Origin of the sequence: uncultured Sphingobacterium sp., from assembly GCF_964277905.1 — a bacterium.
GTDB classification, from domain to species: Bacteria; Bacteroidota; Bacteroidia; order Sphingobacteriales; family Sphingobacteriaceae; genus Sphingobacterium; species Sphingobacterium siyangense.
Window position 1 is genome coordinate 82281 of record NZ_CAXYKD010000023.1, and the last position, 22301, is coordinate 104581.

The 22301-nt window shown below is 39.1% G+C and carries 18 protein-coding genes; 13 read left to right on the forward strand and 5 right to left on the reverse strand.

What is annotated here, in order from left to right; translation table 11 throughout:
- Positions 1-6: 6 nt before the first annotated feature.
- Together ACHWSC_RS09960 and argS are read right to left on the reverse strand one after the other, a co-directional pair.
- On the reverse strand, positions 7-1083 hold the full coding sequence (locus tag ACHWSC_RS09960) for an oxidoreductase (RefSeq protein ID WP_394676634.1): 1077 nt from the start codon (positions 1081-1083) through the stop codon (positions 7-9).
- A 4-nt stretch (positions 1084-1087) separates the two neighbouring features.
- Positions 1088-2872 carry an arginine--tRNA ligase gene (argS, locus tag ACHWSC_RS09965; protein WP_394676635.1) on the reverse strand — a complete coding sequence of 595 codons (1785 nt, stop codon included), beginning with the start codon at positions 2870-2872 and terminating at the stop codon, positions 1088-1090.
- A gap of 108 nt (positions 2873-2980) precedes the next feature.
- Here argS and ACHWSC_RS09970 point away from each other — a divergent pair, with 108 nt between their 5' ends.
- Complete coding sequence (locus ACHWSC_RS09970; RefSeq protein WP_046675638.1) at positions 2981-4372, forward strand: arginine decarboxylase; 1392 nt, start codon at positions 2981-2983, stop codon at positions 4370-4372.
- Positions 4373-4907: 535 nt separating this feature from the next.
- On the opposite strand, the gene ACHWSC_RS09975 is transcribed toward ACHWSC_RS09970, so the two are convergent.
- Entirely contained in the window at positions 4908-5414 is a 507-nt protein-coding gene (locus ACHWSC_RS09975; protein WP_394676636.1) for a thioredoxin family protein, read from the reverse strand.
- Positions 5415-5864: 450 nt separating this feature from the next.
- Here ACHWSC_RS09975 and ACHWSC_RS09980 point away from each other — a divergent pair, with 450 nt between their 5' ends.
- The 3 genes from ACHWSC_RS09980 to ACHWSC_RS09990 are packed head-to-tail and all read left to right on the forward strand — an operon-like array spanning position 5865 to position 9728.
- Positions 5865-7442 carry an FAD-dependent oxidoreductase gene (locus tag ACHWSC_RS09980; protein ID WP_394676637.1) on the forward strand — a complete coding sequence of 526 codons (1578 nt, stop codon included), beginning with the start codon at positions 5865-5867 and terminating at the stop codon, positions 7440-7442.
- A gap of 36 nt (positions 7443-7478) precedes the next feature.
- Positions 7479-8978, forward strand: a complete 1500-nt coding sequence (gene glpK / locus ACHWSC_RS09985; RefSeq protein WP_394676638.1) for a glycerol kinase GlpK — start codon at positions 7479-7481, stop codon at positions 8976-8978.
- A gap of 9 nt (positions 8979-8987) precedes the next feature.
- Positions 8988-9728, forward strand: coding sequence for an MIP/aquaporin family protein (locus ACHWSC_RS09990; RefSeq protein ID WP_088160858.1), 741 nt, complete (start codon positions 8988-8990; stop codon positions 9726-9728).
- A gap of 77 nt (positions 9729-9805) precedes the next feature.
- On the opposite strand, the gene ACHWSC_RS09995 is transcribed toward ACHWSC_RS09990, so the two are convergent.
- Positions 9806-10765, reverse strand: coding sequence for a GNAT family N-acetyltransferase (locus ACHWSC_RS09995; RefSeq protein WP_120334887.1), 960 nt, complete (start codon positions 10763-10765; stop codon positions 9806-9808).
- 5 nt (positions 10766-10770) lie between these two features.
- Complete coding sequence (locus ACHWSC_RS10000; RefSeq protein ID WP_120334888.1) at positions 10771-11604, reverse strand: 1-acyl-sn-glycerol-3-phosphate acyltransferase; 834 nt, start codon at positions 11602-11604, stop codon at positions 10771-10773.
- A gap of 252 nt (positions 11605-11856) precedes the next feature.
- Here ACHWSC_RS10000 and ACHWSC_RS10005 point away from each other — a divergent pair, with 252 nt between their 5' ends.
- From ACHWSC_RS10005 to ACHWSC_RS10045, 9 genes are all read left to right on the forward strand, one after another.
- Positions 11857-12519, forward strand: coding sequence for a CBS domain-containing protein (locus ACHWSC_RS10005; RefSeq protein ID WP_394676639.1), 663 nt, complete (start codon positions 11857-11859; stop codon positions 12517-12519).
- 46 nt (positions 12520-12565) lie between these two features.
- The gene (locus ACHWSC_RS10010) at positions 12566-13450 is read left to right on the forward strand and encodes an NAD kinase (RefSeq protein ID WP_394676640.1); all 885 of its coding nucleotides are present in this window, start codon (positions 12566-12568) and stop codon (positions 13448-13450) included.
- A gap of 310 nt (positions 13451-13760) precedes the next feature.
- Positions 13761-14498, forward strand: coding sequence for an isoprenyl transferase (locus ACHWSC_RS10015; protein WP_088163492.1), 738 nt, complete (start codon positions 13761-13763; stop codon positions 14496-14498).
- A gap of 113 nt (positions 14499-14611) precedes the next feature.
- On the forward strand, positions 14612-17176 hold the full coding sequence (gene bamA, locus ACHWSC_RS10020) for an outer membrane protein assembly factor BamA (RefSeq protein WP_070569198.1): 2565 nt from the start codon (positions 14612-14614) through the stop codon (positions 17174-17176).
- Between the two features lie 423 nt (positions 17177-17599).
- Positions 17600-18133 (forward strand): OmpH family outer membrane protein, encoded by a 534-nt coding sequence (locus ACHWSC_RS10025; RefSeq protein ID WP_046671928.1) that lies wholly within the window; start codon positions 17600-17602, stop codon positions 18131-18133.
- Positions 18134-18236: 103 nt separating this feature from the next.
- A complete protein-coding gene (locus ACHWSC_RS10030; RefSeq protein ID WP_394676641.1) occupies positions 18237-18803 on the forward strand; it encodes an OmpH family outer membrane protein in 567 nt (188 codons plus the stop codon).
- A 361-nt stretch (positions 18804-19164) separates the two neighbouring features.
- Positions 19165-19839, forward strand: coding sequence for a TetR/AcrR family transcriptional regulator (locus ACHWSC_RS10035; RefSeq protein ID WP_070569195.1), 675 nt, complete (start codon positions 19165-19167; stop codon positions 19837-19839).
- 192 nt (positions 19840-20031) lie between these two features.
- Positions 20032-21330 carry a 4Fe-4S dicluster domain-containing protein gene (locus ACHWSC_RS10040; RefSeq protein WP_120334894.1) on the forward strand — a complete coding sequence of 433 codons (1299 nt, stop codon included), beginning with the start codon at positions 20032-20034 and terminating at the stop codon, positions 21328-21330.
- 7 nt (positions 21331-21337) lie between these two features.
- Complete coding sequence (locus ACHWSC_RS10045; protein ID WP_394676642.1) at positions 21338-22132, forward strand: (Fe-S)-binding protein; 795 nt, start codon at positions 21338-21340, stop codon at positions 22130-22132.
- Positions 22133-22301 lie beyond the last annotated feature (169 nt).

Consider the following 22301-nt stretch of genomic DNA (forward strand, 5'->3'; position numbering starts at 1 on the left):
AACAATCTAATAAGCAATCAATGTATTTTCAACAGAAACAACTCTTCGTTCCAATTGACTCTGATATCCCAATTCAATAATTTTAATGACATCCCGTGCCTGCTCTGCTGATGCGATCAAGGTAGTTTTCCCCAATATACTATCCGCAACGTTCTGATAAAAATCAGGATAAGAACCTATTTCAGAAGGAACCATTTCTTCAACATCATTCCCCTGTTCAACAATATTGAGCTTGCCGTATAGACTTGGGTCTTCTTGTCCCCAGGTTGGATCCTCATCAGGAAATTTACCATCACGCAGTAAGGCTTCCTGTGGGTCGACACCATATTTTACAAAATTTCCGTTCATTCCAAAGACACGATAACGTGGCGTGGGTTCTTTTGCAAGCATAGAACCTTTCAGAGATACCCTCAAATTATCATAGTACAATAGGCAGTCGAAATTGTCAATGGTTTTGGCATGATCTCGTTGGACAGCCAAATCTGCAAAGACAGCTTGCGGCTTTCCAAATAACTGCAAAGCCTGGTCGATGAGATGTGGTCCCAGGTCATAAAATATCCCCGAACCAGGTAAATTTTCCTCTCGCCATGCATTAGGTCGCAAATAATTACGAAAACGATCAAACCTTGATTCCAAATTTACAATGCGTCCCAACCTTCCACTTTTGACCACTTTCTCCACTGTCCGATAGTCTGAGTTGAATCTTAAATTATGGTAGGGTGCCAAGATCAGATTTTTCTCCTTAGCTAGAGCGATAAGCTCATCGGCCTGCTCGACGCTATTGGTAAAGGGTTTTTCTACAACAACGTGTTTTCCCGATTCCAAAGCACGTTTTGCAAAAGGATAATGCATTTCATTGGAAGTTGCAACCACGACTAAATCAATGGTTGCATCATTAAAAATATCATCTGCAGACAAAGCAATTTCTGCCTGTGGATAGCGTTCCTTTAGCAAACTTTGCTGATCTGCTTTCCGAGCGGTCACTTTAACAAGATCCAGTTCAGCGATCGAACGCATCACGGGAGCGTGAAAAACCTGACCTGAAATTCCAAAACCGATAAGTCCTACGCGAATTTTCTTCATAGTATTACATTCTTTCAGGTACACGAATACCCAATAAGTTCATCCCTTTAGCAATAACCTTTGCCGCAGAAGCCGAAAGGTGCAATCTAAAGTTTTTCACATCATGATCTTCCGCTTTCAAGATGGTTTCTTCATGATAGAATTTATTATAAAACTTAGCGACCTCATAGATGTAATTTGCCAATTGTGCAGGACTGAACTCTTGCGCAGAAGCTTCAATGATCTCCGGAAATGCACCCAGTTGTTGAATTAAATCACGTTCGTAAGAGGAAATCGTCGCCGGTACAGACACAGCACTATCAAAATCGAATTCAGACTTACTTAAAACAGATTTGATACGCGCATGTGTGTATTGAATAAACGGTCCTGTATGACCTTGAAAATCGACAGATTCATTTGGATCAAACAAGAGGCGTTTTTTAGGATCCACTTTCAATAGAAAATATTTCAGTGCGCCCATTCCAATCGTATCGTAAAGAACGGCTTTTGATTCCTCGTCCAATCCTTCAGTCTTGCCAAGCTCCTCAGTACGTTCCTGAGCGGTTTTAAGCATCTCAGCCATTAAATCATCCGCATCAACAACTGTTCCCTCCCGTGATTTCATTTTACCTGAAGGAAGATCGACCATCCCATACGATAAATGGAACAATCCGTCGGCCCAAGCTTTACCAAGTTTTTTTAAGATTAAGAACAATACCTTGAAATGGTAATCCTGTTCGTTACCGACAACATAAATAGAATCATTCATTTTGAATTCATCATATTTCAATTGTGCAGTCCCCAAATCTTGTGTAATATAGACAGAAGTACCGTCGCCACGAAGCACAAGCTTCTGATCCAGTCCTTCTGCAGTCAGATCAATCCATACAGAGTTATCCTCTTTTTTAAAGAAAACCCCTTTATCTAAACCTTCCTGGATAATATCTTTACCCAACAAGTATGTATTGGATTCATAATAGTATTTATCGAAATCGACGCCTAATTGTTTGTAGGTCTTTTCAAACCCAGCGTACACCCAGCTGTTCATGGTTTTCCACAGTGAGATCACCTCTTCATTCCCCGCTTCCCATTGTTGCAACATCCCTTGTGCTTCCTTCATCAAAGGTGCATTTTTCTTTGCCTCATCTTCGGTCTGCCCTTCAGCCTTCAATACTTCGATTTCCTGTTTATATGCTTTGTCAAAGACAACGTAATATTTTCCGACAAGGTGGTCTCCTTTAAGTCCAGTAGACTCGGGTGTCTCACCGTTACCAAATTTTTGCCAAGCCAACATCGACTTACAAATATGGATACCGCGATCGTTCACCAAATTTGCTTTGATCACATCATAACCGTAAGCTTTTAGGATTTCCGCAACAGAATATCCTAATAAATTATTACGGATATGCCCCAAATGCAGCGGTTTATTGGTATTTGGAGAAGAATATTCAACCATCAGTTTCTTTCCATTCGCAGGAAATACACCAAAGTCCTTCACCGTTATGGTCTGATTCAACAACGTGATCCAGTAAGCATCGGAAAGAACAATATTCAAAAAGCCTTTTATCACATTGAAATCCGATATTTCAGCGATATGCTGTTGCAAATATGCACCAATTTCCTTTCCGGTTTGTTCCGGAGAAGATTTCGAAAAGCGCGTTACGGGAAAAGTTACGATTGTAATTTGTCCTTCAAACTCCTTTCGGGTAGCTTGTAAAGCAATTTGATTTTCTAAAATATCTGCATTGTAAAGCTCTTTTACTGCCTGTACAGTGACTTCAACAAGTCGCTTTTGAATAGAATTTGCCATTTAATGATTTTGTAATTTTTACAACTTCCTGATAGTGAATTGGAAATAAATAACATTCCTTATTTAGGTATTCACCATTAAAGTATATCTTTGCAAAAATAATAAAAAATGCAGAGCTATCAGGAATTTCTTGACTTAAGTGTTGGTTTTCCGCAAGACGGATTCGAAATCATCGACGACGAATTGTATTTCCACGATTTGAATTTAATGGAAATGATAGAAACGTACGGTACGCCGTTACGTTTTACCTATTTGCCTATCGTCAGCAAAAAAATTCAGCAAGCGAAAATCCTCTTTCAGACCGCAATTCTGAAACACAACTATCGCGGATCTTACAAATATTGTTATTGTACCAAATCATCCCATTTCAAGCACATCGTAGAGGAAGCTTTGAAAAATGATATCCACCTGGAAACTTCATCTGCATTTGACATGCCGATGATCGATTCATTGGAAAGACAGGGCACGGTAACGAAAGACATTACAGTGATCTGTAATGGATTCAAAACCTACCAGTACAAACAATATATTGTCGATATGATCCACGACGGATATAAAAACATTATACCCGTACTGGATAACAAAGAGGAGTTTAACCTGTATGATGATGAAATCGAATTGGATGAGCCTTGTGCTTTAGGTATCCGCGTTGCTTCCGAAGAGCAGCCAGATTCTCAATTCTATACATCTCGCCTAGGGATTCGCCAAGAAGACGTCGTTGAATTCTACAACAACAAGATCGCCGACAATCCAAACTTTAAGGTAAAGTTACTTCACTTTTTCATTAATTCAGGTATCTCGGACACCCCGTATTACTGGAACGAATTAGAGAAATACGTTACTTTATATTGTAAATTCAAGAAAGTAAATCCGGATTTAGATACCCTAGATATCGGTGGTGGGATGCCATTTAAGGACTCACTGGTACACGACTTTGATTACGAGTATATGGTCAATGAGATTGTCAATCGTATCAAACAAATCTGTGCGCACCATGAGGTAATGGAACCAGATATTATTACTGAATTTGGCAAATATACTGTTGCTGAAGCATCAGGTATTCTCTATAAAGTTTTGGGACGCAAGCAACAAAACGATCGCGAACGTTGGTTTATGATTGACGGTTCATTCATTACAAATTTACCGGATGTATGGGCATTGAATCAAAAATATATTCTATTGCCGATCAATAACTGGGATTCAGAATATGAACGCGTCAATTTAGGTGGAATCACATGTGATGGACAGGATTACTACAATCAGGAGGCGCATATGAACTCGGTATTTATGCCGAAGACCCGTAAAGTGCAGTACTTGGGCTTCTTTCATACAGGAGCATATCAAGATGTATTAAGCGGATATGGTGGAATCCACCACTGCTTACTTCCTTCGCCCAAACATGTGCTTGTACGCCGCAATAGAGATGAAACATTCAACTATGAGGTGTTTGGTGAGGAACAAAACTCCAAACAAGTCATGAAATTATTAGGCTATCAATAAGATATTCTACAGGAGCAAAACCTCTTTTTAACTGCGGAATAAAATATCCTTGTAGAAAAAGAATGGTTTCAAGCCCATATAAAAAGGTCTCGATCTTAGGAACGAGACCTTTTTATTTTCAGCCGATCCTATAACTGACTAGCTGGATTAAATCAAATTCGAAAACCAAAGTCATAGACACAACCCGATATCCGCCACTGGAAACAACGAAAGTAAGCCTTGAATTAAATTTAAAAATAACACGGACTTTATCCGTACCTAATAGGGACTTCATAGGGACCTCATTCGGATGAATGCGTATAAAACACCTGTTAATTCCGATTAAGCTTAAGCGGAAATTCGGATAATTTAGTATGCTGATCACCAATCTTTCCCAACTTGCTTTACAAAGAAATGCTAAGTTTTACGGGAGTAAACCCTTATCCGATCTTCCAATTTATTACATCAAAACAAAAGCCCCTTAAAAGGGGCTTTCGTTTTATTTACGCACTATTGTTAATTTAGTGCAGAATAGCAATATGATAGTCGGTAATTTTTATTTTGCGACCCAAGCTTTAAAGAAATTAAGCACTTTTTCTTCATCATAGCCTTTCCCTTTTTCCAGGCTGCCACTCTCCTGTACATGCAATGTTTTTCCATTTCTATCCAAAACAATAAAAAATGGATAACCTAGTTTATTCCCTTCAGGAGCATACTTTTGAAACACAGCCTCATTTTTATTCTCTTTTGAATAATTGAGATGATAATAGAGGAAATGACTCTTTAACAACTTGTCGACACTTGCCGTTTTATGGATATAATCATTAAACCTTAAACACCAGACACACCAATTCCCACCAGCCTGGATGATGATATTTTTCTTTTCTTTCTTTGCCTGAACCAATAGTTGATCAATATCACGCTGTGCATTAGCGTCTGGATTGTAAGGCTTTGAAACATCCTGAGCTGTAGCAAGCTGCTGTGAGAACGCTTTGGACTGTACGAGTACCGTCCCAAAAAACACGATAGCTCCACACAGTAATAATCTTATATTTCTCATCATAAATAAATTAAATAGTGATCTAAAATTACAAAATCATTTTCCCAAACCAAAACATAAGCAGCATATAATGGTTAAACATTATATAGCTATTGACCATGAAAAAAAACACCCAAGATCACAACAGACCTTATTTCAGCGGGTTTATAAAAACGCGACTAAGTCGTACACACATCAGCTTAAGCGATCAGAATGTAGTCATTATTAAAAACAACTCCATTGTGGAGAAGTAAAAAAACAACCTGTTGATACGCAATATCCTGTCACTGGTAAAAACTAGGAAGGCTTCTTTTTGCTAAAATAAAAACAAAACAAAACAAAAACAAACACCTTATCTTAACATAAATATTATTTAATTTCCTTTAAAATTCAACAAATATAGCATAACTTAGTATAAAGGAAGTAGTAAAACAAGTACAGAAGATTCACTACAAAAATCCAAAACGAAACAAAATGAAACACCAAGAATTCAAAAGGTCAAAACTGATAGAAAAAATAAGAGATACGAGCGCATGGGATGTTATCGTCATAGGTGGCGGCGCCAGCGGATTGGGTGTTGCATTAGATGCCTTAAGCCGAGGGTTCAAAACAATTTTGTTGGAGCAGGTTGATTTTGCAAAAGGAACTTCGAGCAAAGCAACGAAGCTTGTTCACGGCGGTGTACGTTACTTGGCTCAGGGCGACATCTCCCTGGTTAAAGAAGCACTTCACGAAAGAGGTCTACTTCAAAAAAACGCTCCCCATCTTGTCAAAAATCAATCCTTTATCATCCCCAATTACAGTTGGTTCGATGGCCCATTCTATACCATAGGAATGAAAATATATGACCTGCTGGCAGGTAAATTAAGTTTGGGGAAATCCATTCATATCAACAAAGAAGAAACCCTTAACCGCATAAGCACCGTTAGACCTAAAGGGCTATATGGCGGCGTGGTTTATCAAGACGGACAATTTGACGACTCAAGACTTGCGCTCAACGTCGCGCAAACCTGTATTCAAATGGGCGGCGTCGCGCTGAATTACGTAAGAGTCAATAACCTCACCAAAGATAGCGATGGGCGAATAAATGGTGTCATCGCTAATGACACCGAAACAGGTGAAGTTTTCACCCTACAAGGCAAGGCTGTTATCAATGCTACAGGAATATTTGTCGATGACATCCTAAAAATGGACAGACCGGAAGCAAAACAAATGGTACGTCCCAGCCAAGGGGTTCACCTGGTATTTGATAAATCGTTTCTTCCTGGCGACGACGCCATTATGATTCCAAAAACGGATGATGGACGGGTCCTTTTCCTGGTACCCTGGCACAATCGAGTCATTGCGGGAACAACGGACACCCCTATAGACGAGCATAGCCTTGAGCCGGTAGCTTTGGAGCAGGAGATTGATTTTATTCTGAAAACTGCGGGACGCTACCTGACAAAACAACCAACAAGAGCCGATGCATTAGCCGTATTCGCCGGCCTACGTCCGCTGGCAGCCCCTACAGGCAACTCCAACAAAACCAAAGAGATCTCACGAAGCCACAAGGTTATCGTCAGCGACTCCAAATTACTTACTTTAACGGGTGGAAAGTGGACAACATTCCGTCGAATGGGCCAAGATACCATCGACAAAGCGATAAAAATTGGTTGTTTGCCACAAAAAGAAAGCCGGTCCGCCAGTCAAAAGATTTATAGCGCCATTCCGACATCAGACAGAAGCAATCATATGTATATTTATGGCGCCGACCAAGAAGCGATCAACGCATTGGCGCAGGAAAATCCGGAATGGAACGAAAAATTAATAGCACATCTTGAATTCAAAAAGGCTGAAGTTGTTTGGGCAGCGCGCAATGAACTTGCGAGAACTGTGGAAGATGTACTATCCCGTCGTGTACGGATGCTATTTCTTGATGCGAAAGCTGCAATTGAAGCTGCTCCTGAAGTCGCAAAAATACTCGCACAGGAGCTGGAAAAAGATCAAAATTGGCAAAATGATCAAATAGCGCATTTTCAAAAAGTTGCAAAAAATTATATCTTAAATTAATACAAAAAATAACCAGCAATACTCAATTACTCAATTATGGAACAACAATACATCTTGGCGATGGATCAAGGCACCACCAGCTCCAGAGCTATAATTTTTGATAAGGACAGAAATATAGTCTCCATTGCCCAGAAGGAATTTACACAAATATTCCCACAACCGGGATGGGTCGAACATGATCCACATGAAATCTGGTCAACGCAGGCAGGTGTCACAGCGGAAGCAACCACAAAGGCAGGATTAAACGGCAAAAATATTGCCGCCATTGGTATTACCAATCAACGCGAAACTGTGGTCGTTTGGGAAAAAGAAACAGGAAGACCCATCTACAATGCCATTGTATGGCAAGATAAACGCACCGCAGATTATTGCGACGAGTTACGTAGCTCCGGAAAACATGAACTAATCCAGGAGAAAACAGGTCTGATATTAGACCCCTATTTTTCTGCAACCAAAATAAAATGGATTCTGGATAACGTGGAGGGTGCTCGGAAAAAAGCACAAAACGGGGAATTAATCTGTGGAACCATAGACACTTGGCTCGTCTGGAACCTCACGCGTGGCGATGTGCACATCACAGATGTAACGAACGCTTCCCGCACCTTACTCTTTAACATCCATAACATGGAATGGGATAAGGAGCTACTCGAATTATTTGACATCCCCGCTACCATGCTGCCCGAAGTAAAAGAAAGCAGTGAAATATACGGTGAATCCCGGACAACCATTTTTGCACACAAAGTCAAGATTGCAGGAATTGCCGGCGACCAGCAGGCAGCACTTTTCGGACAGCAATGTATTGAAAAGGGAATGGTCAAAAACACCTATGGCACAGGATGCTTTATGCTAATGAACATCGGTGATAAACCAATTCGTTCAAAGAACAACCTTTTAACTACTGTCGCCTGGAAAATCAACGGAAAAACAGAATATGCCCTGGAGGGAAGCATCTTTATCGGTGGAGCACTGGTCCAATGGCTACGTGACAACCTCAACATCATCTACAAATCGGCGGACGTAGAGCAATTAGCACTTACAGAGAAGGATAACGGCGGCGTAACATTCATCCCCACCTTTGCTGGACTGGGAGCGCCGTACTGGAATGCTCGTGCACAAGGGACGCTATTTGGCCTGACGCGTGCAACCACCAATGGGCATATAGCACGCGCCTCACTAGAGGCAATCTCCCTCCAGACACGTGATGTGCTGCAAGCAATGGAAGCGGATAGTGGCATACCGATCAAAGAGCTACGTGTAGACGGCGGCGCAACGGCAAATAACCTACTCATGCAGATTCAGGCCAATGTGCTTAACAGCAAAGTTGTACGGCCTAAAATCACAGAAACTACAGCTTTGGGGGCAGCATACCTCGCAGGGCTGGCCGTGGGATTCTGGAAAAATGAGGACGAGATATCAAAGTTTTGGGCACAGGATCGTATATTTGAACCTGAAGCAGAGCAAGAAGAGCAAACAAAAAAGATCATTAAGCTCTGGACCAAGGGTGTCAAAGCATTACAGTACTGGACCGAAAACTAACCAACAAGCATGAACCATTATTTAGCAGAATTTATCGGCACAACCCTCCTCCTTCTTTTAGGTAATGGGGTTGTAGCCAACGTTATCTTGAAAGGAACAAAGGGAGAAAATGGAGGATGGATTGTAATCACCACCGCATGGGCACTTGCTGTCTATGTCGGTGTTGTATTTGCTGGCCCCTATACCGGAGCCCACCTCAATCCTGCGGTAACCATTGCCGTCGCGCTCAATCATGGTCTTCCCTGGATGGAAGTACCTGGCTATATTCTCGCGCAAATTGCCGGTGGTTTCTGTGGCGCCATGTTAACCTACATCATGCACAAAGACCATTTCGATGCAACAGCAGACCCAACCACCAAACTTGGTGTTTTCGCTACGATACCCAACATCCGAAATACGTCAACAAATCTGGCAAGTGAAATCATTGGAACCTTTGTTTTGATTTTTGTTATTTTCTTCATAACAGGACAAGATGTGACCATCGACGGAAAAACAGCTCCTATTGGCATGGGCTCTCTTGGTGCTATACCCGTTGCATTTCTCGTATGGGCCATCGGCCTCTCGCTGGGTGGAACTACGGGATATGCCATCAATCCTGCCCGGGATTTGGGGCCGCGCTTATTTCATGCCCTTTGGCCAATCAAAGGAAAAGGAAGCTCTGACTGGTCTTATGCCTGGATTCCAATCCTAGGACCTATCTTGGGCGCTATTTTAGCCTTTGCACTTTATACCTGTATAAAACCGGCCTAATCAAGGTCGCTGTACCTACAAAATAAAGGGGGATTCAATAATTGAATCCCCCTTTATTTTGTTATCCACGCTTGTTGTTATCCACGCTTGGGTTTTCTATGACCGTATTCACGATCCCGATCAAACGTATTCATGTGACGCTCCTTTTTCACAGGATACACGTCATCAATTACAATCAGTATACCTTTTTCTTCTACCGTACCAAACTCGTCATTACGTGCAGTGCCAAATGATTTCATCGTAGGCGATAGGTTCATATACGTATTTATCAACGGTGGAATATTCTCACCCAACGCTCTCACATGACTATTTAACACCTTATATCCTTCTTTATAATCCAGTCCATCAAACACGCCTACAAAACGTTCGTAATCATTTTTGATTTCCAATTCCGGAAGAGGAAGCACCAATTTATCATGATCAGGAAAATAGTAATCCATAAAATAAAGCAACATATCCCGTGCATCTTTATTGTAATGTGGATACATGGTCACTTTACCAAAGAGGTATTTAATTTCAGGGTTAAGCATCACCAAAGCCCCTAAACCGTCCCAAAGATTGTCCAAGGAAAAAATTCCTTTTCTATTGTCGATGGCCGGTTGGTATTTAGGTTGTACAAACGATCTTCCCAATTCTATGGTGTAAGGTAGATATTCGTTCGTGAACAATTCGGAAAACTGAAAATAATGTGCTGTTGATAAATTGGGTATACCATTTACTTCACCAGCCTCAGCACATTTGATTACCCTATAACCGGCAACCACTTCTTCATCTTCGGGATTCCATGCGATCAACTGATCGTAACAATCTTCGCATGTATCATTTTCATCGATATCAATTGAAAGTCCTGTACCTCCCCCTGCTCCACGAAAAGTCAACTCTCGCAAACGCCCAATTTCACGCATGACATTTGGCGAATTATGATAGTTGATTAAATATATCTCGTTATTTCCATTGTTGGTATATCGTAAGAAGACTTCTTTATTCAATTCGGTCTTCAATAATTCTCTATCAACTGGAGGTATAATTTCTTGCATAAATTCTATTTTTCTTGAGCCAATCCATAAACCCTTCTTTTCACTTCCTCAGCCCAAGTTTTTTCGTTTTTTGATTGATCAAACGCTGTATAAGGGATTCTTTCTCCTACTATAATATTGACGGTATGTCCGCGTTGGGCAAACATTTCATCAGGTAAATATAACATTTCAATGTTTACCTTGAGACCCAATTTCTGTCTAAGCCTTGCAAAATTATAAAAAAACTTAGAGTTTTTACCGTCAATCAACACCGGAATGACATCTTTTTTATATTTTTTTGATTTGCTAATAAAACTTTTTTTCCATTCTAGGTCTTCTATACGGCCATCGCTTTGTTTTCTGGAAACCAAACCTGCAGGAAATACCAGTAGCGCATCGTCCGCTCCATAGGCCTCCTCAATCGCAGAGATCGCCTGTTTCCCTTGCCCCCCTAACTTATTGACACCGACAAACAAAGGCCTCAAATTACCTATATTTAAAAGAATATCATTAACCAAGAACTTCACATCGCGCCTATATTTACCTATAGCGTGCATAAATGCAATACCATCCAATCCTCCCAAAGGGTGATTGGACGCAAAAATAACCGGATCCGATACTGGAATATTTTCTGCTCCATACAAATTGACCTTGACATCCAGATCGTTGATCAATGCATCAACAAAATCCAAGCCTTGAAGATCTGCAAAGCGCGTCATAATATCATTTATCTCATCCTCATGAATTGTCCTTTTTAAATAATTAAGTAAAAAAGACGGAATCCATTTAGCAAGCCCCGCATTTTTTTTGTGAATAACTTCACGTATATCAATAAACTTTTTACTCTCGCTTGTGATCATCAATCTTACTGTTCCAATTAAAAATACTTCTCCTCCATTTAGGCCCCGTTTTATGCCTATTCCAATTCGTTGACAAAAATAATAACAGAATGGTAATAAAAGTACAATTTTAAACTTTAAAATTGCACTTATTTGCAATTATGTAATCTTTCGCTGTTCTTCGTATTTTAGGCATTACAAGCAATCAATGAATTACGCATAAATCTGATCTGTAAAATTTCTTTTCACCTACTTTTTTTATTAAGTTTGAGTATGCTAATAAGTCAATTTCTTTCAAATGCTGATTTCAGTATTCAAAATGCTGATTCAATACAACAAGCGCTAGAGAAGCTGCAAGATATGCTTTGTAAAGAATTAGTCGTTTTAAATGGTGACGACTATATTGGCCTGGTTAATGAAACCATCTTATTGGATGCGGAAGATGAAGAAGCTCCCCTTTCATCCATAAAAATAAATACAGCCCCCATACAACTGAAGTTTAATCAACACCCCTATGATGCCTTGGTGATGATAACTGTATATAATAGTACAATCATCCCTGTTTTAGATCAAGACAACAAATATATTGGTGTGTCAACGCAATTAGATATATTAAAAGCAATAAGTTCAATTCAATCGCAAAATGAATCTGGGGCTATTATTGTGTTGGCAATTGGCCTACATGATTTTTCACTTTCACAGATTGCACACCTTGTTGAAAGTGACAATTGCAGAATACTCAATTGTGCGACCAAAATAAATTTGGAAAGTGACAATATTGAAGTTACCCTTAAAGTCGACAAGTCAAACATTAATGCATTACTGAATTCATTCCTAAGACACAACTATTTAGTTCTTGAAACCCATAATAGCATAGCTGCATTTGACGACACTGCCGACCGTTATCAGCAGCTTATGAATTATATTAACATTTGATTAGGATTAGTTTTTTCTCATCTTTGCCCCATAAATTGAAAACAATATGAGAATCGCAATATATGGAAGAGAGTTTCAGCCCTCTGTTATACCACATGTGAAACACTTATTTGAATATCTTGTCGATAAAAATATTGAGATCTGGGTCTATGATCCATTTCATGAGTTTCTGCTATCACAATTTGAATGTGCCTTTAATTTCTCTACATACAATACCTATCAAGAAATCAAAGACGATATTGACATTATGTTGAGTCTGGGCGGAGATGGAACCATGTTATCTGCTGTTTCCCTGATTAAAGACTCCGGAATTCCAATTGCAGGGATAAACTTTGGACGCCTCGGTTTTTTAGCTTCCATCAACAAAAATGATTTTGAGGATGCCATTGACGATATACTGAACCAACGTTTTACAATACAGAAGCGCGTGTTGCTCTCTGTTGAATCTGAACAAGCTAATTTGTTTCAAGGCAATCACTATGCACTCAATGATATTACCGTATTTCGTTATGACAGCTCGGCTATGATTACGGTCAATGCACGCATCAATGGCGAACTACTGAATTCATACTGGGCTGATGGACTAATTATCGCTACCCCCACCGGATCCACTGCCTATTCATTGAGTTGCGGCGGACCTATTATTATGCCAGAAAGTGGCAATTTTGTCATTACCCCCATCTCTCCGCACAACCTCAATGTGAGACCCATTGTCATCTCCAATCAGTTTACTCTTGAATTGGAAATAGAGAGTCGAAGCAATCAATACATCCTTAGCTGTGATTCCAAAAACGAGTCCATTGATACATCTGTAAAATTAACCATTAAACAGGCTCCATTTACTATTAATCTCATTAGGCTCCCCCATGAAAGCTTTTTCAGCACACTGCGGGAAAAATTACTTTGGGGTATCGATGTCAGAAACTATTAGGCTATTAATAGCTTCGCACAGCCTCGCTTTGCATGCAGGAAAAGAGATAATCTGATGAATGAAGATGTTTCAAACAATCTTTCTACATATTGTACTTCTGAATTTCCAATTAAAAATCGATATTTGGAAGAAATAAAGGAAGACGAAATAAGAATATCCATAATAGAAATCCAGGTGCAATAATTAATCAATGAAAAGTACGTTAAACAAACAATAATCATTGATAGCAATACAGGAAACCAAAAATAGGTTTTAAAACGCCAAAATAGCATTAATGGCTAAGGTGTTAATTTTATTGAAAACAGCAAAAATGAGTTTTTTAGATCAGATAGATACTATTAAATTGCCACAGCATATCGCCATCATCATGGATGGCAATGGCCGTTGGGCAAAACAGAAGGGGAAACTTCGTGTATTTGGGCATCAAAATGGTGTAAAAGCAGTACGAGAAGCATTAGAAGGATGTGTAAAAGCCAATATTAAATTTCTGACACTTTATGCATTTTCTGCAGAAAACTGGAATCGACCTAAACTTGAGGTGATGGCGCTGATGGAACTATTGGTTACTTCCCTTAAAAAAGAAATCAAAACTTTTCAGGAGAATGGCGTCCGCTTGAATGTTATTGGTGATATCACCAAGTTACCTTCAAATGCACAAAGAAAGCTGCAGGAAACCATTGAAGCAACGAAAGAAAATACACACTGTACATTGACATTAGCTTTGAGCTACAGTTCTCGACAAGAAATTGTGGACGCCGCTCGAAATCTAGCCCAACAAGTAAAAGACGGAAAACTCCATGCAGACGAAATTAACGATGAATTATTCGCTGCAAACCTCTATACACAAAACCTACCCGATCCTGACCTTCTGATACGTACCAGCGGAGAATTGAGAATAAGCAACTTCCTACTTTGGCAAATTGCCTATTCAGAATTATGCTTCCTAGATAAGATGTGGCCCGAGTTTACGAAAGAAGATTTATTTAAATCCATCGTCGATTATCAGCAACGCGAAAGAAGGTTTGGAAAAACAAGTGAACAGTTATAAAGATTTTATTAAATTTGACCACTGATTTGAAAAAAAGCAAGCTGGTTAAATTTTCTTAATTAACAAAAATTAACAAACGATTGGTGTACTTTAGCGCCAATAATTATAGATAAATGAAGCGTATACTACCCGTAATACTATTTTTTGGCCTCTCATCAATGCAGCTTGTCTACGGACAAGACAAAGGTGCGTTCAATTTAAATGACCCAGAAAAAATCAGCTATCTCAATCCTAAAAACTATGTAATTAGTGCTATTGATATAACTGGAACACAATTTTTAGATAAAAATGTATTAATTACGATCTCTAAATTGTCAGTAGGTCAATATTTGGAAGTTCCAAGTGAGGCGACTGCAAAAGTAGTGAAGGATATGATGGCTCAAGGCCTCTTTGATGATGTCGAATTATGGGCAGATAAAATTGAAGGTGAAAATATATTTTTGACCATCCGTGTAGTAGAACGTCCTCGTTTAACTCGTATTGATATCAACGGTCTAAGTAAAAGCCAGACCGAAGAAGTTCGCAAACGTTTAAATAGCAACACTGGTAAGATTGTCAACGAAAACTTGATGAACACCACACGTGCTACAATCCAACGGTTCTTAAAAGAAAAAGCTTTTTTATATCCGGAGATCACCCTAAAAACAGTGAAAGACTCGGCACAGGCTAATAATGAAATACTTATTGCCGATGTGGATAAAAAACATAAGGTAAGAGTCAAAAAAATGACTTTTACAGGGAATGAACATTTTTCTCAGCAAGAGTTGAGAAAAATGGCCAAGCCAATCAAGCAAAAAATGTGGTACCGTATTTTCGGTCCTGGAAAATTCAAGGAAGAAAAATACAAAGAAGGTAAAGAAAACCTAATCAAGAAAATGGCAGCCAAAGGCTATCGCGATGCGACGATCCTGAAAGATACGGTTATTCGCGATGGTGAAAAAAATGTGTTGGTTAACTTTGACATCTATGAAGGTCCTAAATATTATGTAGGTAATATTGTTTGGACAGGTAATGCGAAGTATTCTGACACCTTGCTGAATAAAATTTTAGGTGTCAAACGTGGTGATGTCTTTTCTGAAGAAAAGCTAAATGCCAAACTGTTAGGTGGTGGTCGAAATGCGGATGACATCTCTTCAATCTATATGAACGATGGTTATCTGACATTCTCAGTAGATCCCGAACAAACGCGTATTTACAACGATACCATCGATTTGAATTTACGTGTTTATGAAGGTGCTCAATATACCATCAATAACGTTATTGTTAAAGGTAACGATGTAACCAACGACCGTGTTGTATTACGTTCTATTTATACAAAACCTGGTCAAAAATTCTCAAAGGAACAAATTATGCGCAGTGTGCGTGAGATTGCGCAGTTGGGAAATTTTGATGAGCAAAAAACAAACCCGGTACCGACAAATCTAAATTATGCGGATGGTACAGTGGACATTGTTTATAATGTTACTGAAAAACCTTCGGATCAGGTCGAGCTTTCCGGTGGTTATGGTGCCGGTCAGATCATCGGTACGTTAGGTTTAACATTTAACAACTTCTCTACCAGCAATTTCTTTGATAAAAGTTCCTGGAAACCGCTACCACGTGGAGATGGACAGAAGTTGAGTGTCCGTGGTCAAACTTCAGGTAAACGTTATCAATCGTATAGTTTCTCTTTCTCAGAGCCTTGGTTGGGTGGTAAAAAACCAATTTATTTTGGTTTGAGCGCCTATACTTCGAGTTCATCATATGGTGGATTTAATTACTATACTGGCGAGCAAATTGTTAAGGATTCCGAGTTGAATCGTATTTGGATGACTGGTATTACCGCAACATTAGGTAAACGTTTGCAATGGCCAGACAACTGGTTCCAGGCAAATACCTCCTTGTCATTCCAACGTTATAAGCTTCAGAATTATGGAAATTACTTCCTATTTGATAATGGTACAGCCTATAACATCAACTTGACGCAAGAGTTTAGCCGTAATTCGATCGATGCTCCTATCTATCCTACTTCGGGTTCAAACATCAAATTCTCGGTGCAATTGACGCCTCCATATTCATTGTTTAACAACATTGATTATAAAAATGGTTCGGCTCAGGAACGCTACCGTTGGACAGAGTACCACAAATGGAAATTTGACTCGCAATGGTATGCAAAAATTGCGGGAAAACTTGTTTTCAAAGCACAAGCTCAATTTGGTTTCTTGGGTAAATACTCTAGCAAAACTGAGATATCAACTTTCGAGCGTTTCAAAGTCGGCGGGGATGGTATGCAAGGGTTTGATTACCTACAAGGATCTGAAATTGTTGCATTACGTGGTTATGCAAATGGTGTAATCATTCCTGAAGGAACACAAAATGTGAATGTGGCACGAAATTCAGGTAGTCCAATCTATACGAAATATCAAATGGAATTACGTCACCCGGTGATGTTAAATGATCAAGCAACAGTTTACGTATTGGCTTTCGCTGAAGCGGCAAATACCTGGAACAAGTTCACCGAATACAATCCATTTAAAGTACGTCGTTCTGCAGGTGTTGGTGCCCGTATCTTCTTACCTATCTTCGGTATGCTAGGAATAGATTACGGCCATGCATTCGACCCGATCCCGGGTTTACCGAGCAGTACATGGAAACAAAACTTTACATTTAGTATCATGCAAAATATGGGTGGATTCTAATCTTTGTTGATCCAATCCTATCGAAATAAAATAAAAAGCTATCGCAAGAAATTGTAGATAGCTTTTTTGTTTTAAGATTATTTTACAGTAAATCATGCATTTTTCTTTCATTTCCACCCGATCGGATTAAATGCGAAATCACCCTATATATCTTATAAATTTTCTTATATTGAGTGCGGTTATGATCACCGAAAAAAGAAGCCATAAACAGCACTCAGGCAACTAGCATTGGAGCATTCTTCAACAAGTTAAATAGTGTTAAACCCGAGAAATATCTGTTAGATTACTTCTTTTTTCTTATTTTTGAGCCGTAAATTTACGTAGAGCGGTTTTCTCGAATTAAACTTTTGGGATTATCCGAAGTCATAAGGTAAATTAGTGTTAAATAATAAAAAGTATAGTCTATAAAAACTTACAGGAAATATGAAAAAAATATTGTTAGTTATAGCTTTTGTAGTCGTGAGTGCTACAGCGACATTTGCCCAACAACTTGCATATGCTGATTCAGAATATATCCTAAAACATATTCCTGAATATACGACTGCACAGAAACAGTTAGATGACCTATCTAAGCAATGGCAGGAAGAAGTGGATCAGAAATATGCTGAGATCGAAAAACTATATCAGGCTTATCAAAAGGACCAGGTCTTATTAAATGAAGATATGCGTCGTCGCCGTGAGGATGAAATCGTGACAAGAGAAAAAGAAGTAAAAGACTATCAAAAGCAAAAGTTTGGATTTGAAGGTGACCTCTTTAAAAGACGTACTCAATTGATGAAGCCTATTCAAGACCGTGTAGCAAAAGCTATCCAAGATGTTGCTTCTGCGCAGGGAATTGATTTTATTATGGACAAGGGCAATGAGTCTACTTTTCTCTATGCCAATCCAAAATTGAATAAAAGTAATGATGTCATTACAAAATTAGGATATAAACCTAATCCGAGTCTTGCAAACTAAGCGGGAGTTTATTATCATTGTGGACACAAATAATAATAGTAGTAATTAATTAGAAAACTAAAAGATTGCCATAAAGATGGCTCATTAGATTAAAATGAAAAGCATGAAAAATTTATTAAAGGGTGCGGTTGCTTTAGTGGCAGTATTTTTCTCAACTCAATTCGCAAATGCGCAACAAAAGATTGGTCATATCAATTTTGCTGAAATTATTCAGTCAACAGCTGAATTTAAAGCAGCTGAAGGGCAGTTGAAGACATTGAGCGATGGTAAAACCAAAGAAATTCAAGATATGGTTACTATCTATCAAACAAAACAAAAAGATGCAAACGATAAATTGCGTAACAGAAGTGAAGCAAATAAAGAAACTGTTGACCCAGAAATCAACAAAATAGGTCAAGAATTACAAGATATCCAAGCGCGTATTCAAACAGCACAACAAACCGCTCAAGATGAATTAGGTAAAAAAGAAGAAGAATTAATCGCACCTATACACAAAAAAGTTGGTGAAGCTGTAAATGCTGTTTCTAAAGAAAAAGGCATGGCTTATGTATTTGATATTTCAAGCACAAATATTCCTTATTTCCAAGGCGGAGAGGATTTAACTGCTGCTGTTAAAACAAAATTAGGTATTTCAGCTACAGCTGCTCCTGCTGCTCCAGCAAGAAAATAAGCCAGTATACAAGGCAATAAAAAAGGGATTATCGATAGCGATAATCCCTTTTTTATTGCCTATCTATTTTCCCAATGGCAAGTGAATCGCAATCAGCGTACAGCTCCGACAGTACCAAATACGCTCCAGTTCTACAGCCAAAAGAATAAGGTAAACTCAAAAGCTTATCGAATCAGTCAAATTATAGTGTAAATAAAAATCTGCTGCTTGATTTTCTTGCATTTACCAGCTAAATTGTAGATATTGGTTCGGAAAACAAACATATCTACCCTAATGAAAACTTCATGGTCCCAAATTTGTTCATTAACTGACGAATGTAAGGTACCCAGGAAAGCTTCGTCGTTAAAATGATTTTATTCGCATGAAAAAGAAAGTAATTGAGGATAATCCTAAAAAAGAAAGAAAGGTAACTTCCGGTCCTATTCGCGACAAGGAACGCACCAAGGCGCGAATGATCGCTGCTGTCGGAAAGGTAATTCAGAAAAAAGGATACCATGCATTGAATGGGCCTAATATTGCTTTGGAATGTGGACTGAACAAAGCATTAATATGGAATTATTTTGGCGGTCTCGATCAACTGGTGGAAGCTTACCTGACACAAAAAGATTTTTGGCAAATCGGAGACAAGGGCGTATTGGAACAAATGATCACAAACCCGGGCTCCATCAGTATCTCCTTGATAGAAGAATTGCTTAAATCTCAATTTAACACTTTTTTGAAGGATAAGACGAAGCAAAAAGTTATTCATTGGGGACTGGGCGAAAAAACAAAAGCGCTTAAAAATATAGCCGACAGAAGAGAACTGCTCGGCGAAGAACTATTTAAGCATGTCGATTCAAAATTCGAAAACTCCGAAAACGACCTTAGAGCGACATTGGCGATTTTAGTCAGTTCAATTTATTATTTGAGCCTTCAGGCAAAATCTACAGGTAGTACATTTTGCGGTATTGATGTAAATACCGAAGCAGGAAAAGAACGGATTCAAAAAACAATGCGTAAAATATTAGAACAGACATTTTCTGATGTTGAGCTGTAGTCTACTCAGATACAACTAGAGAAAACGTCCAAAAAGAAATTCTTCTTCTTGGACGTTTTTCTTTACAGCCAAAATTCACCGTTAAAAATTTCCAATAATTTATCGTCTTAGGCCCTCATTTTTGATTTATTTTTACTATGTTAGCATAATAAAATAATATAGTATATTTGTTTATAACCAAGATACAAGCATATGATAGGTCAACTAATATTTGCGGTTTGTTTCGCTGTGGCATTGTTCCTTTTTAGCAAAAATGCACAACAGATTTATCGTAATATCAAGCTAGGCAGACCGGCAGATCGTTCGGACCGATCCGCGGAGCGTTGGAAAATGATGCTCCTCGTCGCCTTTGGACAAAAGAAAATGTTTAAGCGAATTTTCCCCGCAGTCCTACATTTATTTGTATACCTTGGATTTGTCATCATCAATATTGAGATGTTGGAGATTGTCATAGACGGGCTTTTTGGTACACATCGTATCTTTTCGTTTCTAGGAAGTTTTTATAATTTTCTGATTGGGGCATTTGAATGGCTCGCGCTGGGTGTACTGGTATCCTGTGTCATCTTTTTAATTCGGAGAAATATCGCTAAAGTAGCTCGCTTAAATAGCGCGGAATTGAAACATTGGCCCAAGACGGATGCAAATATTATTTTAATCACAGAGATTCTTTTAATGTCGGCTTTCCTGCTGATGAACGCTTCTGATCTTAAATTGCAACTCTATGGCTTTGCACATTTTAAATCGGTAGGTTCCTTTCCAGTAAGCCACTATCTTCTTCCATATCTTCCTACTTCGACGGAGGCCTTATTTTTAATAGAGCGGTCTTGTTGGTGGTTTCATATCCTAGGTGTACTTGCCTTCTTGAACTACCTCCCCTATTCCAAGCACCTTCATATTATTCTGGCTTTTCCGAACACCTATTTTTCTAATCTGAACGCAAAAGGCAAGCTATCCAATATGCCAGCTGTGACCAATGAGGTTAAGGCAATGCTTGATCCGAGTTTCACCCCGCCTCCAGCAGATGCAAATGCACGTTTTGGAGCCAAAGATGTCCAGGATTTGACCTGGAAGAGCTTATTGGATGCATATACCTGTACTGAATGTGGACGTTGTACATCTTCTTGCCCCGCAAATATTACGGGAAAGCTGCTGTCCCCACGAAAAATCATGATGGATACACGGGATCGACTCACTGAAGTCGGTACGAATATCAAAACAAATGGAAGCTTTCAGGATGACGGAAAATCTCTCATTGACACTTACATCAGTAGAGAAGAGTTATGGGCCTGTACAAGCTGTAATGCATGTGTAGAACAATGCCCGGTCAATATTAATCCTTTGGATATTATTATTGAGCTACGCCGCTTTGCTGTTATGGAAGAATCACAAGCTCCTGCGAGTATTAACAATATGTTTGGAAATATTGAGAACAATGGTGCCCCATGGAAATATGCGCAATTGGACCGCGCCAATTGGACTCAACAACAATAGTTTTATGATGGAAAATGAATTAAAAGTTCCCACAGTTGCAGAACTGTGGGCCAAAGGAGAAGCTCCTGATATACTATTTTGGGTAGGTTGTGCAGGTAGTTTTGACGAACGTGCACAGAAAATTACGCGCGATATCTGCAGGATATTACAACATGTTGGTTTAAAATATGCCATCTTAGGTACAGAAGAAAGTTGTACGGGTGATCCTGCCAAAAGAAGTGGAAACGAATTTCTATTTCAAATGCAGGCCATGATGAACATCGAAGTACTCAATGGCTATGAAATCAAAAAAATAGTAACGGCTTGCCCACACTGTTTCAATACCTTGAAAAATGAGTATCCATCCCTAGGTGGCAACTATGAGGTCATTCATCATACACAATTGATCCAAAACCTGATCGATGAAGGAAAATTAAAACCAGCGGATAACAATGTATTCAAAGGAAAGAAGATAACCTATCATGATCCCTGTTATCTTGGTCGTGCAAATGAGGTCTATGAGGCACCGAGAAAAGTATTGGAAAGCTTGGATGCCCAGTTGATCGAACTGAAACGTTGTAAGAGCAATGGACTTTGCTGCGGTGCTGGGGGCGGACAAATGTTCAAAGAACCAGAGCCTGGAGCAAAAGACATTAACATCGAACGTATCGAAGAAGTCATCGATGCACAGCCTCAAGTTGTCGCTGCAGCATGTCCTTTCTGTATGACGATGTTAAAAGATGGCGTAAAAATAAAAGAAAAAGAATCAGAGATTGAGGTGTTGGACATTGCCGAAATAACTGCCCGAGCAAATCAATTGTAAATTACTTTAATTACGAAATAAAAGAGGCCCGATCATACGATCGGGCCTTTTGTGTAGGGAGAAGAATATCTCCTGTCCACGCTTAAATTAGGGGAATCCCAAAGCCGGTTAAAATATAGGGGATTCCCCCGAATCGAAGATCAGCGCTGTATTTATGCTGATCAAACAA